We start from the raw sequence: 17,330 nt of genomic DNA, 5'->3' as shown, positions 1-17,330 counted from the left end.
GTTGGATCGGACGCTTCGGTTAAACACACAGGACCACTCTGATGCAACGAGGCTTTCGATGCTGCCCGAACTAAAAGACCTGAATTCTCTTCGCGAGGCTCTGAGCAACGCTCCAGGACCGGATGGAACCGCGCTGCAAGGTGCTGCCGAGCGCAATGGACAACTGACCAAACCCCCCGGTGCTTTGGGCCGGCTCGAGGATTTGGCGATTTGGTATGCCGGCTGGCGCGGGGACGCCCGACCGCAGATCTCTGCTCCCCAAGTCATCGTGTTTGCGGGCAATCATGGCGTTACGGCGCAAGGTGTTTCCGCCTTTCCGCCAGAAGTAACCGTTCAAATGGTCATGAATTTTGAACATGGAGGCGCGGCGATTAATCAATTGGCCAAAGCCGCTGGTGCGACCATGAATGTGCACGCGCTGGATTTGAACCGACCCACGGCTGATTTCACCTCAGGCCCAGCTATGTCCGAGGACGAACTGCTCGCGGCGTTGCGCGTGGGTTGGACTGCCGTTGATCCAAGCGCCGACTTGCTGGTTGTCGGAGAGATGGGGATCGGCAACACCACCCCGGCGGCTGCCATCGCCTGCGCCCTGTTCGGGGGGGAGGCGACCGATTGGACCGGACGCGGCACAGGTGTTGATGACGCCGGTCTGGCCAACAAAACCCGTGTTGTGGCTGAAGGCGTCGCCTTGCATGCCGGTTCACGCGACGGGCTGGAAATCCTGCGCTGTCTGGGCGGGCGCGAAATCGCGGCTATGGCCGGAGCCATCGCAGCTGCGCGGGCGTTGCGCATTCCGGTCATTCTTGACGGCTTTATTTGTTCGGCGGCTGCAGCCTGTCTGGCAGGCGTGGCCGAAGGTGCCTTAGATCACACGGTCGCAGGCCACCAAAGCGCCGAAGGTGCCCACGCGGCCGTATTGGCCAAATTGGGTAAAGAGCCGCTGTTGAGCCTCGGATTGCGCCTGGGCGAAGCCTCTGGTGGGGCACTGGCCATCAATATCCTCAAAAGTGCCGTCGCGTGCCATTCCGGAATGGCGACATTTGCCGAAGCAGGTGTTTCGGACGGTTGATCGAACCGCCTGATCCGGCAAGACCGGGTCAGGCTGATTTCTTTGCGTGTTTCTCGGCCAGTTCCAACAGCTCGGTTTCCAGGTCTTTCTCAAGCTGCCGTGCCCGCTCGATGTACTTTTTGTTGTCAGCGGTTGGCATTCCGGGAATCCACAGCTCTGCCAGATCACGCACAGAGGCGCGGTCGTGGTGATAGAATGTCTGCTCGGCCTGCGCCGCCTCGTATTCGCTCAGACCTACGTTTTCTAAAACATAGCGGCCCGCTCGCAGCGATCCGTCGAACATCTCGCGGACAATGTCATCCGCCCCGGCCTGGTACAATTGGTAGACATGGGTGCGATCACGTGCGCGGGCCACGATATGCAAATCCGGTCGCTGACGCCGGGCAAAGCCAACCAACCGCGTGACCTGCTTGGGGTCATCCATCGCAGCGACCAGAACAGAAGCTTTTTCAAGCCCGGCGGCACGCAACAGTTCTGGCCGCGTGGGATCACCCAAAAAACCCTTGACGCCGAACCGCCGCATCAACTGGATTGTCTCGATATCGTGGTCCAGAACGACGGTTTTGAAGCCGCTGGCGCGAACAAGCCGATTAACGATCTGACCAAAACGACCAATCCCGGCGATTATCACAGGGCCTTTCTCGTCGATTTCATCAGGTTCGACTTCCGCGGCGCCTTCGCCCATTCGGCGCGACATCAGATCATAGATGATGAACAACAGCGGGGTGATCAGCATTGTCAGGGCGATGATCATCAGCAGTTTTTGCGACAAATCCGGTGGGATGACGTTTTGCTGCGTCGAGAAAGCCAACAGCACAAAGCCGAATTCGCCTGCCTGCGCCAGACCCAGTGTGAACAGCCAGTGATCCCGACCACGCAGCCGGAACGCGCGGCCGACCAAAAACAGGATGATGCCCTTTGCCAGTATGACCAGCAACGCAAGACCGATCAGATCAAGCGGGTCGTTGAAAAAGTAACCGACATCAATCCCAGCGCCGACCGTGATGAAGAACAGGCCTAAGAACAGGCCTTTGAATGGCTCAAGGTCGCTTTCCATTTCGTGGCGGAATTCCGAACTGGCCAGAACAACACCCGCAAGAAACGCGCCCAAAGCAGGAGACAGCCCAACAAGGGTCATCAGGAAGGAAATTCCCACGACGATCATCAATGCCAGCGCTGTGTACATTTCGCGCAGCCGGGTTGCGTGGATGAAGCGGAACAGTGGGCGCGTCAGGTAGATACCGGCCAGAATGACAAAGGCAACAGCGCCGATGGTGACCAGCGTAACAGCCCAGCCTGGCAAACCTTCGACCAGTGACAAGCTGTGATGGCCCGCGTCATGGAGTGCGTCCGCGCCGCGATCGATTGATCCGTCGCTTTCGATATGAGGCATGGCAGGCAGCGCCAATAACGGCAGCATCGCCAGAATAGGGATGACTGCGATGTCCTGTGTCAACAGGACCGAAAACGTCGCCCGCCCTCCATTTGTCTGCATCAACCCTTTTTCCGACAACGTCTGCAACACAATCGCTGTCGATGACAGAGATAAGGTTAACCCTACGGCCAGGGCGACCGACCATGGGTGGTTTGCATAAATGGCCACGGCGGCGATGACAGCGGTGGACAGCAACACCTGCAGACCGCCCAGTCCAAGAAGTCGGTCTCGCATGTCCCAAAGGGCGCGCGGTTCAAGCTCTAGTCCGATCAGGAACAGCATCATGACCACGCCGAATTCGGCCACGTGCTGCAGACTTTCAGTCTCGGCCCCCACAAGACCGAAGACAGGGCCGATGACGATGCCAGCGGCCAGATAACCCAGAACAGAACCTAACCCCAGACGTGCCGATAGGGGCACAGCGATCACGGCGGCAGCCAGATAGATCGAAGCCTGGTAAAGGAAATCGTCCATTTTTGTCCTCTCGGTCCGGTCAGGTGGGCAACGGCGCGTCGCGTTTAAGTTGGTCCATCACGATCTGGCTTTGAACCCGTGCCACCGCAGGATGCGGCAGTATCACCTGGTGAAGCAAGCGGTTGAGCGCGGAAAGATCGTCGCAATAGACGTGCAGCAGATAATCTGCCTCTCCGGTCATCGTCCAGGCGCTGGTGATTTCGGGGCGGGTGTTGACCATGCGAGCAAAGCTCTCGGATTGTTCCGGGCCATGAGTGCCCAAATGAACCTGTATGAAGCCTTGAACCTGCAAACCCAGCCTGAGCGGATCCAGCCGCGCGGCATAGCCGGTGATATAGCCCTCGGCCTCAAGCCGCTGACGGCGACGCCCGGCCTGGCTTGGTGACAAGTTCAGCATTTCACCCAATTGATGCGCGGTCAGATGTGCGTCCTTTTGCAAGGCAGACAGCAGACGCGTATCGGTGGAATCCAGCATATGCGGATTTTCTCCATATTCTTTAACAAATATGCGCGAATTGCGCATGTGATCATAGTTTACACGAAAACTATGCGCAGAAACAGCGCTTGGTAAGGCGTATTTTGGAATCAGCAAAGAAATTCCTGTTTTTACGGAGACGCGCCATGGGACCTTTCCCGCATAACGCCCCGAAATCTGTCATCAGCCCTGAAAACCCCGCCGGAACCGATGGGTTCGAATTTGTGGAATTCGCCCATCCTGAACCGCAGGAGTTGCGCGATCTTTTCGCCAAGATGGGTTTCGAACTGGTCGGACACCATAAGGACAATACTCTTGTTGAACTGTGGCAACAGGGCGACGTGACCTATATCCTGAATGCCGACCCCGAAAGCTTTGCCGCCAAGTTCGTGGAACAGCACGGCCCATGCGCACCGGCGATGGGCTGGCGCGTTGTGGACGCGCAGAAAGCTTATGAGCACGCTGTTTCCAAAGGTGCCGAGCCTTACGATGCGGCCGACAAAACCATGGACGTCCCGGCAATCAAAGGCATCGGCGGATCGCTGATCTATTTCATCGATCAGTATTACGAAACATCGCCTTACAATCACGAGTTCAACTGGACCACCCAGTCGAAACCGCGCGGTGACGGGTTCTATTACCTCGATCACCTGACCCACAATGTCTACAAGGGCAATATGGACAAGTGGTTCAAGTTCTACGAGGACTTGTTCAACTTCCGCGAAATCCGGTTCTTTGACATTCAGGGCAAGTTCACTGGCCTCTACAGCCGCGCACTGACGTCGCCATGCGGTCGTATCCGTATTCCTATCAACGAAGACCGGGGCGAAACCGGGCAGATCGTGTCTTACCTCAAGAAATACAAAGGTGAGGGCATTCAGCATATCGCAGTGGGTAGCGAAGACATCTACGCCTCGACCGATGCGATTGCGGAAAAAGGTCTGAAGTTTATGCCGGGGCCGAACCAGGCGTACTACGACATGTCCAAGGATCGGGTTGTGGATCATGATGAACCGCTGGACCGGATGATCAAGCACGGCATCCTGATTGATGGCGAAGGCGTTCTTGACGGCGGCGAGACACGTATCTTGTTGCAGATCTTCTCAAAAACCGTGATCGGTCCGATCTTTTTCGAGTTCATTCAACGCAAAGGCGATGATGGGTTTGGTGAAGGGAATTTTCAGGCCCTGTTCGAGTCCATCGAACGTGAACAAATCGAAAGCGGCGAAATTTCAGCTGCTTAATGAAGTAAGTTAAGCCGAAAATGGCGGTCAGGTTTATCCCTCGGCCGCCTTTTTCATACTTAGCTCCGCGGCATTTTCAGTGTCACGTTTCTGCCGCGCTTTTGGTACCGCAACTCGCTATCGCCAATGGCGATGACACTGCCGCCGTCCAGCCTGTCTCCGACTTTCAGCTTTTTGTATCGACCACTGGGTAACCGAACCAGGGCGCGTCGGTTGGCCGGCGTCCCGTAAACCCCGATCAGGTTCAGCTTGCGCAGGTTGATCGCGTTGTCGATGGTCGCCTGACGCGCCACCGAAGCGGTCGAAGGGATTTTGGGCGCCACAGTCTTTGGCTGGAATGAACCAGCCTCGTCCGAGTTTTGGTTGACCGCCGCCGTCGACCCAAGATTGGCGGTGTTTGTGCTGGCAGGGCGGGTCAGTCCGGCTGGTCGTGGTTTGGGGCGTGGCACACGCACAACTGCCAAAGCCGTTGGCGTTTCGTCAATCTGGGGGCTGCTTTGCAACGAATCCGGCCGCAGTTTCGGACGCAGAACCGCCAATTCCTCGCGCGTGCGTCCGCCAAGTTGCTGGCGCTCGAAGCTTTCCAGCAAATTGGCGGGACGTGGATTTGGCCGTTTCTGCGCTAAGCGGGCTGTTGGATCTTCTTCAATCGGCTCTTGCTCGAACCGAACCGGTACTGCAGGGGGAACCTTGGCGGGCCGGCCAAGATAAACGACCACCCCGTCCGGGTTCAGGGTTCCTTCGGCTGAGGGCGTGACCAGGCCGCGTTCGTCCAGATCAAACTGGACGCCTGCCTGTGCGGGCAGGGCGTTCTGTTCAAACGGAAGATCTGTTTCAAAGCTGCTTACGGGGGGCAGCGCCACCGCGTCCTGCGACAAATCAGTGCTGTCCAGGGACGCCAGATACAAGTCCTCAGTCGGCTGCAGGTCCGGGTCGGGTAAAGGTGCGGGCGCAACGATTTTGATGTCGGCTTGTGCGAGGTCTTCTGCTGGTTCAGGCTCCCGCTCGACCGGTTCGACGGTGGTCGGGGCCACATTCAACGCTTCAAGAACCGCGGGATCAGTTGTGATGAGATCAGGACTTGAGTCTGCATCGGCTTGATCCTGCTGTGCCTCATCGGGTGCAACGGCGGCAAGCTCCGGTTCCTGATCGGTCAGTTCGATTGATGTCGGCGCGGTATTCAAAGCCTCAAGAATTGCAGCATCCGTTGCCGACAGATCCGCATCTCGTTCTTGATCCGTTTCAGTCTGCGGAACCTCAGTAAGCTGTGGTGCGTCCTCAAGCTCTGCTGGCGAAGTGATTTGATCGTCGACGGACGAGCTTGGCAGCACCTCTTCGACTGAAGCGACCTCTGCCACTGCGGGTTCGACTTCGTCTGTTCCTGTCAGGGACCAAACTGTTACCGCGATGCCTGCAACCACGGCTGCCGCTGCCGCGGGGATAGCATAACGGCTGAATTGGGGGGCGGGATTTGTATCCGCTGCGGTGTTCGGGGTGGGCGTTGAACGAAACTCCGTCGGGGTCTCGGAAGCCGCAATCGCGTGAACCGCGGGAGCCGGCTCGGCCTTTTCGGGTTCATCTACCCCAGCCGGTTCGGTCGCCTCGGTCTTGTCGGGTGCATCTACCCCAGCCGGTTCGGTCGCCTCGGTCTTGTCGGGTGCATCTACCCCAGCCGGTTCGGCCGCCTCGGCCTTGTCGGGTTCATCTGCCTCAGCCGGTTCGGTCGCAGCGTTCTTGTCGGGTTTTTCCACCTCAGCCGGTTCAGCCGCAGCGGCCGTTTCGGGGGCGTTGATTTCAAAGAGTGGTTCGGACGGAAATACCTGATCTTCGATCGGGGTTGAGTACTGGACGGGAACAAATCCGTGATCGGCGGCAAATGCTTGCGCCTCCGCCAGAGTTTGTCTTGCGACGGCAGCAACATGGGTTGTGGAACCCACGGTTACGGTGTCAAAAGCGAGCTCATCCAGCGCGTAGGGGGTGGCATCGGTCAGCTCCGACTGAGCTTTCTCAGCGCTTTCTTCCGGGCTTAAACCCTCTGTCGACACAGATAAAAAACGCACCTGGTCTGCCGGTATCAACAGCTTGCAGTTCAGGTCGTTTTCCAGATTAAAGCCTTGATCTCGCAATGCGATGATCTGTGCATTCAGGTCAGGCGCATCCAGAGAAACCTCGCCAATGCAGTACCAATCACCATCCGAATGGTGGTGCAAGGATATTCCGGTCGAAGAAAAAGACAGCGCAAAGGCGGGTTTCATAATCCGGAAAAACCATAGTTGTCAGCATCTGTGCAAACGATCTGTCGTCCGCAGAGTGACATTAAAGCAGGATCCCGCCGAGGGAAAGAAAAAGCCGGTCTTTCCCCTTGTTCGGCAGACCCTCGCCACCCCATGTTGGAGAAAAGCAAATTGGAGGGAAGACCTTGAATAAAATCGCTTTTCTAGCTGCAGTTTTGTCGATGTCAGTCGCAGGCCTGGCACATGCGGAAGAACGTCGCATCACCGTTGACGCAGCGGGAACCGTGCAGGCTACGCCCGATATGGCGACCATAACTCTGGGCGTAACCAACGAGGACGCGCAGGCCTCGAACGCTATGAAGGCCACTTCGGAATCGGTGACTCAAGTCCTAAGCCGGTTGCAGGAGCTGGGCATCGAAACGCGTGATGTGCAGACCCGCGACGTGTCTTTGTCGCCGGTCTGGAACAATCGTAACAGCGCAAGCGGCGACCGGCCCGAAATTTCGGGATTTGTCGCCTCGAACCGAGTGGTGGTGCGTGTGCGTGACCTGACACAGCTTGGTACAATCATGGATGCAGTCATCCAGGACGGGGCCAATGACTTTGGCGGGCTAAGCTTTGGTGTACAGGATCCGAAACCGCTGCAAGCGCAGGCGCGCGCAAACGCCGTAGCCGAAGCGACCGCCAAGGCCGAACAGTTGGCACAGGCTGCAAACGTGACGCTTGGGCCGGTTCAGGAGATCAGCGAACAAGTCGGTGGTGCGCGTCCCGTTGCCATGATGCGAGAATTCAGTGCCGCGGATTCTGGGGGTGTACCTGTGGCGGGAGGTGAGGTGTCCGTTTCGGTCACAGTCACCATGGAATTTGAAATCTCTGAGTAACCTCAGACGTTTGCGCGGGCCTTCAAATGTTGTCTTTGTTGGCCCGCTTGGTCGAAGTTGTCCGGCGATAGCCACGCTTCAAAGGCGTTGCGGATGCGCGGCCACTCGCTGTCGATGATGGAATACCACGCCGTGTCTCTGTTACGGCCTTTGTAGTGGGTGGCCTGTCGGAATGTACCTTCGTAGCTGAAGCCTAACCGCTCGGCGGCGCGACAGGATGGTGCGTTTAAGGCGTCGCATTTCCATTCATAACGGCGATAGCCCAACTCATCGAAAACGCGGCGCATCATCAGATACATGGTTTCCGTCGATTGTGGGCTGCGTTGCAATAAGGGCGAGAAGTGGATGTGCCCGACCTCGACAACACCCGAGGCAGGGGTGATTCTCAAAAACGAAGCCATGCCCACTGGAACTTCGTTCGTATCCAGAACCGTGTGAAACATCGGGTCAGCGTCCATGCAGGTCGCCCGCGCCCAATCCTCAAACGCGCGCTCGCTTTCGAATGGCCCATAGGGCAGGTAGGTCCAGTTGTGACCATCCGTGTCGTTGGCAAACGCCCGGAACAATCCGGGCGCATGTCTGTTCACGTCCAGCGGCACGACGGAGCAAAACCGACCTTCCATCGGCGTGTAGGGCGGTGTTGGGCGAGGGAACTCACCCGAAACCGGCAATCCGATGGGTTGACCCAGATCGTTTGTGTCGTGCCCGCTCATTATTTAAGCGGACGCTTTGGACAGTGCCTGATCAAGATCGGCGATCAGGTCATCAGCGTCTTCGATGCCAATGGACACGCGCACAACACCCGGGCCAGCGCCCGCGGCTTCTTGCTGTTCCGGGGTCAGCTGACGGTGCGTGGTCGAAGCCGAGTGAATGATCAGCGAGCGTGCGTCGCCCAGGTTGGCTACGTGGCTGAAGATCTCTAGCGCGTTGACCAGCTTGATACAGGCATCATAGCCACCCTTGACCGCAAAGGTGAACAGCGCGCCAGCGCCCTTCTTATATTGTGCCTTTACCCGGTCGTGGTAGGGGGAAGAGGGCAGTCCCGCGTACGTCACGTATTCCACCCGGTCATCTGCCTCGAGCCACGCGGCGATCTTTTGCGCGTTTTCGACATGCCGCTCCATCCGCAGGGACAGGGTTTCGATCCCCATCAGCGTATAGTGTGCCGCCTGCGGGTTCATGGTCATGCCCAGATCGCGCAGGCCAATGGCAATCCCGTGGAAAGTAAACGCCAGCGGGCCGAAGGTCTCATGGAATTTAAGCCCGTGATACGCCTGCTCCGGTTCGCTGAGCGAGGGGAACTTGTCATTCGCCGACCAGTCGAACTTGCCCGAATCCACGATGCAGCCGCCGGTGACGGTCCCGTTGCCGGTCAGGTACTTGGTGGTCGAATGTACGACCAGCGTCGCACCGTGCTCGATCGGGCGGCACAGGTAGGGCGTGGCCGAGGTGTTGTCGACGATCAGCGGGATGCCTGCGGCGTCCGCAACATCCGCCAGCGCGCGGATATCTGTGACATAGCCACCGGGGTTGGCAATCGATTCACAGAACACAGCGCGGGTGTTTTCGTCGATGGCGTCTTTCACGGCGTCCAGATCGTCGGTGTCGACGAACTTGGCCGACCAGCCGAACCGCTTGATGGTCTGGCTGAACTGTGTGACCGTGCCGCCGTACAGGCGGGTAGATGCGACGACATTGCAGCCCGGACCCATCAGCGGAAACAACGCCATGATCTGCGCAGCGTGACCGGACGAGCAGCATACCGCGCCCACACCACCTTCCAGCGTGGCAACGCGTTCTTGCAGAACCGCCACGGTCGGGTTGGTCAGGCGCGAATAGATGAAGCCGACCTCTTGCAGGTTGAACAGAGCCGCCGCGTGGTCGGCATCGCGGAACACATAGGCTGTCGTCTGATAGATCGGTGTCTGACGGGCGCCAGTCGCAGGATCGGGTCGCGCGCCCGCGTGAATTTGAAGCGTGTCAAAACCGTAGGTGGGGCCGTCAGACATCTTGGAAATCTCCTGTTGGAATGCTTGTTGCTGAATCTCTAGGCGATTGAGCGCGCGCAGACAACATTCCTGTCAGCGCATCCAAAGACCATTCTTGCGTATCGTGTTGCGAATAACCTGCTCGCGTTTTGGAAGGTCGTCGCGGTCGAACATGTCCCGGATTTTATGACCCTTGCGCTGCAACACCAGCTTCTTGATCGGATCATATCCCTTCAGCACCTTTTTGACCCGGTTGGGCGCAACCACGGTTTCCAGCACCTCGACAGTATGATCGCTTTCACGGGCGTAGAGCAGGGGGAACAGGCGATAGTGACAGCTGACCGACCCGTCCAGAAATCCTGCAGGCAGGGAGTTTCGGTTGCCACCAAACGAATGGATCACCAGCGGTAAAGCTGCCTGATCCAGCCAGGGGTCAAGGTTTTGACCGGCCATTTCGGGAATCTCGCCGTCGCGGATCGTGCGGGCATAGTCCAGAAAGCGTTCTCCAAACCTACGCGGGCAGGAGTAGAAGAAGTAACCGGCATTGAAATACAAATAGCGCCGCCAGTAATCCACCGGTTGGCTGGTATCCAGTGAGCTGGCGAAATCCAATCCGAACTTGTCGTACAGCGCCTTCCAGATCCCATCCAGGCCGGGGCCGTAGAGGGTTGGCTTGGGCCACGTTCCTTCGACCCTAAGCGATGCGCTCGGTTTATCGAAATCGAAAGGCACGCTGTTCAGATCTCCAGTGATCAATGTGTCACTGTCGAAAAACACGAAAGGCTCGCCTTCGGGCATGGCCAGCAATGCTTCGATCTTGTTGCCATAGGGGTAGCTGGCACCGAATACCCTGTTTTCGAAGGGCAGGATCTCGGCATCCAACTGGCGCAACGCTTTCAGCAGATCCTCGTCCTGAATACCAGGGTCCTGCGGCCAGTTCGGTCCGGGTTTGGGGGCCGCCACAAACAGGCGGCCGGAAAAATCAGGGCTGCAGTGCCGCAGTGATGCGGCGAACAAAAGCGCTTCGTATTGCAGCCGGTTGTTTTGCCCGATGATTAGGATGTTGAATTTCGGGGCGTTGGCCTGCATCCGTTGACTTTCAGTTATTGTGTTTGCCGTTGGCCGGCGCTGCTCGGGTTTCTTTTCGGACGTACAGTAAGCAGGTGCGCCCGTCAAAACCAGATGTGATGCGCGCAATTTGAAAACTGTCGGCGCAACACCATGTAATTGACACGTCCCCGTTCAGGAGTGCCCCCATGAGGATCAACGCAGATTTCACCAAACGTGTTGCAGTTCATTTCGACCAGACTGAATGGGTCGAGTCCCCCGCTGCCGGTGTCGAACGCAAGATGCTGGATCGCATCGGCGAAGAGGTTGCCCGTGCAACGACAATCGTCCGTTTTGCACCGGGCAGCGCGTTTTCGGCCCATACTCACGACGGGGGAGAAGAATATCTGGTTTTAGACGGCGTTTTTCAGGACGAAACCGGAGATTTCCCGGTCGGCAGTTATGTGAGAAACCCTCCGACCTCGTCGCACACACCTTCGGCCAAAGAAGGCGCCACAATCTTAGTGAAGCTGCATCAGTTTGACCCCGACGACCGGACCGAGGTGCGCCGTTCGATCAATGGTCAGGGGAACACTCAACTGTTCAAAGACGCGCATGAAGATGTCCGGGTGTTCAATCTTGGGGCGGGTGAGGTGTTGAATCTGGACGCGTCGCAGGGGTTAGAGCTGTTTGTGATCGAAGGTTCGCTGAGGGAATCTGAAGAAGATTTCAACGTCTGGGACTGGTTGAGGTTGGCGCCAGGCACGCGGTCGACCGCTGTAGCCGGGGCTTCCGGGGCGCGTGTTTGGACCAAATCTGGCCATTTGTCTCAGATGGTGTGATACGTCTACCGCACGAAAAATGGGCATAAACAAAGGAAAACCGGATTGAATGGTCCGGTTTATTCATTTTTTGACCAATTGGCAAATTTTACCATTTGATAAAAAATTACTTTGTGGCAAGCTGAAGCCATAACGAACATATCTACAGGGAGTAGAGCGATGGCACAGGGCCAGATTGCCTCCGGCATTGTCTCCGGTCGGCTATCCAGCGAAGAGCTGACATCGAATTTTACGGATTTGCATCCGCCATTGGCCCCGCATGAGGCCGCCGTGGCAGCAGATCGGTGTTATTTTTGTTACGATGCGCCATGCGTCACAGCCTGTCCGACGGACATCGACATTCCGCTGTTCATGCGCCAGATTCAGGCCGGTCAGCCCGAAGCTGCCGGCGAAACCATCATGGCACAAAATATCCTCGGTGGTATGTGCGCCCGCGTCTGTCCCACTGAGACATTGTGCGAAGAGGCCTGTGTGCGCGAAACTGCCGAAGGGCAGCCGGTAGAGATCGGTCGTTTGCAACGTTACGCAACGGACAGCGTCATGGTTGCCGGACGCCATCCGTTTGAAAGGGCTGCGCCGACGGGCAAAACGGTTGCTGTGATCGGGGCAGGGCCAGCGGGTCTGGCCTGCGCGCACCGGCTGGCGATGCTGGGTAATGACGTGGTGATCCACGAAAGCCGCCCAAAGCCGGGCGGCCTGAACGAATACGGGATCGCGGCGTATAAATCGACTAATGATTTTGCTCAAGCCGAGGTGGATTGGCTGCTGGAAATCGGCGGAATCTCGATTGAGACCGGTTCAGTTCTGGGAGAGGGGATCTCGCTGAAAGGGCTAGCCGAGAACTATGATGCAGTGTTTCTGTCTATCGGTCTTGCCGGGGTGAATGCCTTGCGCGCAGATGGGGCGGAAAAAGATGGTGTTCGCTTCGCTGTTGATTTCATTTCGGACGTGCGTCAGGCCTCTGATCTGGTTGATTTGCCCGTAGGTCGCAACGTGGTCGTCATCGGCGGCGGCATGACTGCAGTGGACGCTGCGGTGAAGTCGAAACTGTTGGGTGCCGAACATGTCACCATTGCCTATCGCCGTGGACGCGACGCGATGGGGGCCAGCCGGTACGAACAGGACCTCGCAGCCTCACACGGCGTCAAGATCATGACCAATGTGCAACCTGTGGCCATCCATGGAAACGGGGCCGCGGTCGAGATTGAGTTGGAATATACCACCAGCCACGATGGGCAACTGACCGGCACCGGGGAAATGATCCGCTTGCCTGCAGATCAGGTGCTCAAGGCCATTGGCCAAAAGCTGGACGGCGCGCCGGAAGGTCTGGAACTGGACGGCAATAAGATCGCTGTGACCGGGGCTGGACGGACTTCGATGGCGGGTGTCTGGGCCGGGGGCGACTGTGCGGCGGGAGGCGAAGACCTGACCGTGACCGCAGTGGCCGAGGGCCGTGATGCCGCGATGGACATCCACGCAACTCTGGTTTCGTGATAGGGTGGGGTATTCACCCCATTCCTGTCGCTGCTGAGGTATTCCCATGTCCCAGATCGAACAAGCCGTTGCCCAACACTATACCACCGGAGCTTTGACCGACCGCGTGCGCGCGGCGCTTGAGGCAAGTGGGATCGACCCGGACGCGGCCACTGTGGCCGATCTGAAGGCGGGGGATGAGTTCCACACAGGCGGCGTTCTGGCGACAGACAACCTGTTTGCGCAATTGTCACCGACCCATGCAACGCGCGTTTTGGACGTGGGATGCGGCATAGGTGGCACGTCGCGGTACATCGTGGATCGCTACGACTCGACAGTGACCGGCGTCGATCTGACGCCAGAATTCGTTGAAACAGCTACCGCCCTCAGCGATCTGGTCGGGCATTCCGACAAGGCCAGTTTTCACGTCGGAAGTGCTTTGGACATGCCGGTGCCGGATGCCGGATTTGACCTTGCCGTCATGTTGCATGTGGGCATGAACATTGAAGATAAGGCCGGGCTGTTCGCAGAAGTTTCGCGCGCGCTGGCTACGGGCGGGACATTTGCCCTGTTCGATGTGATGGGCGGGGATGTGGACGAACCGCTGTCCTTCCCGCTGCCTTGGTCAACGGTGTCCGAAACCTCGTTTGTACATGCACCGCAGGTCTACAAGGACGCCGCGGGTGCCGCCGGTCTGGAATTGGCCGCCGAGACCGACCGCACAGAGTTCGCACTGAAGTTTTTCGAGGAAGTCTTCGCGCGCACCGCTGAAAGCGGGCCAGCCCCCTTGGGCATCCACCTGATGATGGGCGAGACGGCGCCTGAAAAATTCCAAAACTACGTCAAAAACCTCAAGGCCGGGCGTATTCGTCCGACCGAAATGATATTCAAGAAAACCGGCTGAGCCGGGAAGGGAGAAGCCATGGCCGATCTGACAACAAACTTTTTGGGCATTTCCAGCCCCAATCCTTACTGGCTGGCCTCGGCACCGCCGACAGACAAGGAATACAACGTGCGCCGCGCATTCGAGGCCGGGTGGGGCGGTGTCGTCTGGAAAACTCTTGGGTCTGAAGGGCCGCCGGTTGTGAACGTAAACGGGCCGCGCTACGGAGCGATCTATGGTGCGGATCGTCGATTGCTGGGGCTGAACAACATCGAACTGATCACGGACCGCCCGCTTGAGGTAAACCTCGAGGAAATGGCGCGGGTCAAGGCCGACTACCCGGATCGCGCGCTGATCGCGTCGATCATGGTGCCCTGCGAGGAAGAGGCCTGGAAAGCTATCCTGCCGCGTGTCGAAGAAACCGGCGCGGACGGGATTGAACTGAACTTCGGCTGCCCGCACGGGATGAGCGAACGTGGAATGGGCGCCGCCGTGGGGCAAGTTCCGGAATATATCGAGATGGTCACCCGCTGGTGCAAGAAATACTATGACCGGCCTGTGATTGTGAAGCTGACACCAAACATCACCGATATCCGTAAACCTGCCGAGGCGGCGAAAAACGGTGGCGCGGATGCGGTGTCACTGATCAATACGATCAATTCGATCACCAGCGTTGATCTGGACACGTTCAGCCCGGAACCGTCGATTGATGGCAAGGGCAGCCACGGCGGGTATTGTGGCCCGGCGGTCAAGCCAATTGCCCTTTCGATGGTGTCCGAGATCGCGCGCGCCGAAACCACTCATGGCCTACCGATTTCCGGCATTGGCGGCGTGACCACATGGCGCGATGCGGCAGAGTTCATGTCTCTGGGCTGTGGAAACGTCCAGGTGTGTACTGCAGCTATGACCTATGGCTTTAAGATCATCGACGAACTGACTGCAGGTCTGTCCAAGTGGATGGATGAAAAAGGGTACACAAACGTGTCCGAGATTATCGGTCGCGCGGTTCCAAACGTGACCGACTGGCAATACCTGAACCTGAACTACGTGGCAAAAGCTAAGATCGACCAGGACCAGTGTATCAAGTGTGGTCGCTGCTATGCGGCATGTGAAGACACCAGCCACCAGGCGATCTCGATGTCCGATGACCGGGTGTTCGAGGTGATGGATGACGAATGCGTGGCCTGTAACTTGTGCGTAGACGTTTGCCCAGTTGATGGATGTATCTCAATGGTGCCAATGGCCGCGGGCGAGGTTGATCCGCGTACAGGGCTGGAAGTTCAGCCGGAATATGCGAATTGGACGACGCATCCTAACAACCCGATGGCCAAAGCTGCCGAGTAATTTGCTTACTAAAAGCAAGAAGGGGCCCCAAAACGTGGGCCCCTTACCAATTGTGCTGTTGACCACGTGAATTGTGGTTATTGCCCCAACTTAACTGCGTCTCCAGAGACCCGCAGCTTCATCTCGTTTCGCTAGATCAGGTAGGTCGACAAGATCGGAGCATAGCTGAGCAGAATTAAAACAGCAGCCACTGCAATCAGGAACGGCCAAAGCGATTTCAGAATTGCTCCGGGGGTCGTGCCGCTCATGGATGAGGCGATATACAGGCCAATCCCGACGGGCGGTGTCAGCAAGCCAAGAACCAGATTCAAGCACACAACCACGCCGAATTGATAGGGGCTGATATCGTAGGACCCGGTTGCAATCGGCAATAGAATGGGTGTGATCAGAATTATTGCGGCGATACCATCGATCACCATCCCTACCAACAGCAGGGCGGCATTGACGATTAACAGAAACATGAACGGGTTGGATGTGATGGATGTGATCAACCCGGCTAGCTGCTGCGGTATTTCCTCGTAAATGATGACCCAGCCAAACACGCTGGCCGCAGCGATCATGAACAGGATCATCGACGCATTTGCGGCTGTTCGCTTGAACATCTCGCCCAGATTCTGCGGCTTCAGATCTCCGTAAATCAGCCAACCAACCAGAAATGCGATCAGCGAGGCGATGGCGGCGGATTCCGTTGGCGTTGCAATTCCGAACAGAATGCCGCCGATGATCGAAACCGGGATCAGCATGGCGGGCAGGGCGGCGATCAGGGCTTGTACGGCGTCTTTGCGGGACATCCAGACACCCTTGGGGAATTGCTGAACCCAACCAATTAACGTGATTACCAGTGCAAAAGCTCCGGCCAAAAGCAATCCGGGAATGATCCCGGCTATAAACATGTCACCGATGGGTATCTGCGCCAGAACGCCGAAGATGACGAACATCATTGACGGCGGGATGACCGGCGCCAAAAGGCCTCCGGCGGCTGTTGTGGCGGCGGCGAAGCCCTTGCTATAGCCCTCTTCCTCCATCGCGGGGACCATGGCGCGGGACATCACAGCGATCTGTGCGGTCGCCGAACCGATGATGGCGGCCATGAACATGTTCGCCAGCAGGTTGATATAGGCCAGCCCACCCCGAAACCCGCCCACGAAAACGCGCGCCAAGGCGACCAATCGACGGGTCATGCCACCTTCGTTCATCAATTCTCCGGTCAGCATGAAGAGCGGGATAGCCAGCAGGCCGTAGTTTTCCAGCCCGCCAAACATCTTCTGGGCGAAACTGTCATAAAGAACCGTGTTCCCGCTTTCCCAGATGTACCAGATCGCGGTGATCGCCAGCACGATGGCGACGGGGACCGACAAAAGCAGGGTCGCCAGAAAGACAATAGGACTCATGCTTGCAACCCTCGTTCAGGGCGCGCCACAAGATGCATTGTCGAATGCAGCGTGGCCCCCAAGGCAAATAGCCACATCACGAACCAAAACAGGAATTTTGGCAGCCCGAGTGTCGAGGTCGGCTCAGCATAGATGAAGTTGAAGGTGTTGCCCTGAAAAGCCATTGCGTCGAACCCAGTGCGTGCGATGTCCAAAGGCAGAAACCAGCGCCAGCAGACCCACAGCATCGCGATTGCAAAAATGAAGACAACGATATCGACGACTTTTTGGATGATTGCCCGGACCTGAGGCGGAACCAGATCCACAAGGATAGTGATCGAGACCGAATTGCGGTGATGTAACGCTGCGGATGCGCCAAGGAATGTCATCCATACCATGGCATAGATTGCCAGTTCATCCACCCAGAACAGTGCGTTGCCAGCCGTGCGGGTCACAACGTTCAGCAAGATCAACAAAGTGACGCAAACTGCAAGCGCTGCGGCACACCACAATTCCACCCGCGCCCACGCAGCCGACAGTCGGTACAACATCGCCGATCCCCTGTACA

At 57.5% G+C, this 17,330-nt stretch carries 15 protein-coding genes; 7 read left to right on the top strand and 8 right to left on the bottom strand.

Features of this window, described 5'->3' with window-relative positions; translation table 11 throughout:
• Window positions 1-58: 58 nt before the first annotated feature.
• A complete protein-coding gene (gene cobT, locus GOW92_RS03050) occupies window positions 59-1,072 on the top strand; it encodes a nicotinate-nucleotide--dimethylbenzimidazole phosphoribosyltransferase (RefSeq protein ID WP_170557867.1) in 1,014 nt (337 codons plus the stop codon).
• A gap of 28 nt (window positions 1,073-1,100) precedes the next feature.
• On the opposite strand, the gene GOW92_RS03045 is transcribed toward cobT, so the two are convergent.
• Window positions 1,101-2,981 (bottom strand): monovalent cation:proton antiporter-2 (CPA2) family protein, encoded by a 1,881-nt coding sequence (locus tag GOW92_RS03045; RefSeq protein WP_170557865.1) that lies wholly within the window; start codon window positions 2,979-2,981, stop codon window positions 1,101-1,103.
• A 19-nt stretch (window positions 2,982-3,000) separates the two neighbouring features.
• The gene (locus GOW92_RS03040; protein WP_170557863.1) at window positions 3,001-3,456 is read right to left on the bottom strand and encodes an Lrp/AsnC family transcriptional regulator; all 456 of its coding nucleotides are present in this window, start codon (window positions 3,454-3,456) and stop codon (window positions 3,001-3,003) included.
• A gap of 146 nt (window positions 3,457-3,602) precedes the next feature.
• On the opposite strand from GOW92_RS03040, the gene hppD reads away from it, so the two are divergent.
• Window positions 3,603-4,700: a 4-hydroxyphenylpyruvate dioxygenase gene (gene hppD / locus GOW92_RS03035; RefSeq protein WP_170557861.1), complete on the top strand. Its 1,098-nt coding sequence runs from the start codon at window positions 3,603-3,605 to the stop codon at window positions 4,698-4,700.
• A gap of 59 nt (window positions 4,701-4,759) precedes the next feature.
• Here hppD and GOW92_RS03030 read toward each other — a convergent pair whose 3' ends face one another.
• Window positions 4,760-6,955: a hypothetical protein gene (locus tag GOW92_RS03030; protein WP_170557859.1), complete on the bottom strand. Its 2,196-nt coding sequence runs from the start codon at window positions 6,953-6,955 to the stop codon at window positions 4,760-4,762.
• A gap of 164 nt (window positions 6,956-7,119) precedes the next feature.
• Here GOW92_RS03030 and GOW92_RS03025 point away from each other — a divergent pair, with 164 nt between their 5' ends.
• A complete protein-coding gene (locus GOW92_RS03025) occupies window positions 7,120-7,815 on the top strand; it encodes an SIMPL domain-containing protein (RefSeq protein ID WP_170557857.1) in 696 nt (231 codons plus the stop codon).
• 2 nt (window positions 7,816-7,817) lie between these two features.
• Here GOW92_RS03025 and GOW92_RS03020 read toward each other — a convergent pair whose 3' ends face one another.
• The 3 genes from GOW92_RS03020 to GOW92_RS03010 form a co-directional block, all read right to left on the bottom strand.
• Window positions 7,818-8,528: a GNAT family N-acetyltransferase gene (locus GOW92_RS03020; RefSeq protein ID WP_170557855.1), complete on the bottom strand. Its 711-nt coding sequence runs from the start codon at window positions 8,526-8,528 to the stop codon at window positions 7,818-7,820.
• Window positions 8,529-8,531: 3 nt separating this feature from the next.
• Complete coding sequence (locus GOW92_RS03015; RefSeq protein ID WP_170557853.1) at window positions 8,532-9,824, bottom strand: O-acetylhomoserine aminocarboxypropyltransferase/cysteine synthase family protein; 1,293 nt, start codon at window positions 9,822-9,824, stop codon at window positions 8,532-8,534.
• Between the two features lie 72 nt (window positions 9,825-9,896).
• Complete coding sequence (locus GOW92_RS03010; RefSeq protein ID WP_170557851.1) at window positions 9,897-10,892, bottom strand: hypothetical protein; 996 nt, start codon at window positions 10,890-10,892, stop codon at window positions 9,897-9,899.
• 167 nt (window positions 10,893-11,059) lie between these two features.
• Here GOW92_RS03010 and GOW92_RS03005 point away from each other — a divergent pair, with 167 nt between their 5' ends.
• The 4 genes from GOW92_RS03005 to preA all read left to right on the top strand — a co-directional run bounded on the left by GOW92_RS03005 (window position 11,060) and on the right by preA (window position 15,392).
• Window positions 11,060-11,692 carry a cupin domain-containing protein gene (locus tag GOW92_RS03005; protein WP_170557849.1) on the top strand — a complete coding sequence of 211 codons (633 nt, stop codon included), beginning with the start codon at window positions 11,060-11,062 and terminating at the stop codon, window positions 11,690-11,692.
• A gap of 159 nt (window positions 11,693-11,851) precedes the next feature.
• Window positions 11,852-13,186, top strand: a complete 1,335-nt coding sequence (locus tag GOW92_RS03000; protein WP_170557847.1) for an NAD(P)-dependent oxidoreductase — start codon at window positions 11,852-11,854, stop codon at window positions 13,184-13,186.
• A 46-nt stretch (window positions 13,187-13,232) separates the two neighbouring features.
• On the top strand, window positions 13,233-14,069 hold the full coding sequence (locus tag GOW92_RS02995; protein ID WP_170557845.1) for a methyltransferase domain-containing protein: 837 nt from the start codon (window positions 13,233-13,235) through the stop codon (window positions 14,067-14,069).
• Window positions 14,070-14,087: 18 nt separating this feature from the next.
• Entirely contained in the window at window positions 14,088-15,392 is a 1,305-nt protein-coding gene (gene preA / locus GOW92_RS02990; RefSeq protein WP_170557842.1) for an NAD-dependent dihydropyrimidine dehydrogenase subunit PreA, read from the top strand.
• A 131-nt stretch (window positions 15,393-15,523) separates the two neighbouring features.
• Here the strand turns inward: preA and GOW92_RS02985 are convergent, their stop codons facing one another.
• On the bottom strand, window positions 15,524-16,783 hold the full coding sequence (locus GOW92_RS02985) for a TRAP transporter large permease (protein ID WP_170557840.1): 1,260 nt from the start codon (window positions 16,781-16,783) through the stop codon (window positions 15,524-15,526).
• Entirely contained in the window at window positions 16,780-17,313 is a 534-nt protein-coding gene (locus GOW92_RS02980; RefSeq protein ID WP_170557838.1) for a TRAP transporter small permease, read from the bottom strand. The genes GOW92_RS02985 and GOW92_RS02980 overlap by 4 nt, the downstream gene beginning before the upstream one ends.
• Between the last annotated feature and the right edge of the window lie 17 nt (window positions 17,314-17,330).

The organism is Ruegeria atlantica (genome assembly GCF_013032505.1).
Classification (GTDB): Bacteria; Pseudomonadota; Alphaproteobacteria; order Rhodobacterales; family Rhodobacteraceae; genus Ruegeria; species Ruegeria atlantica_F.
The sequence above is the reverse complement of the archived record's forward strand: the minus strand, read 5'-3'. Positions and strand labels throughout refer to the sequence as shown.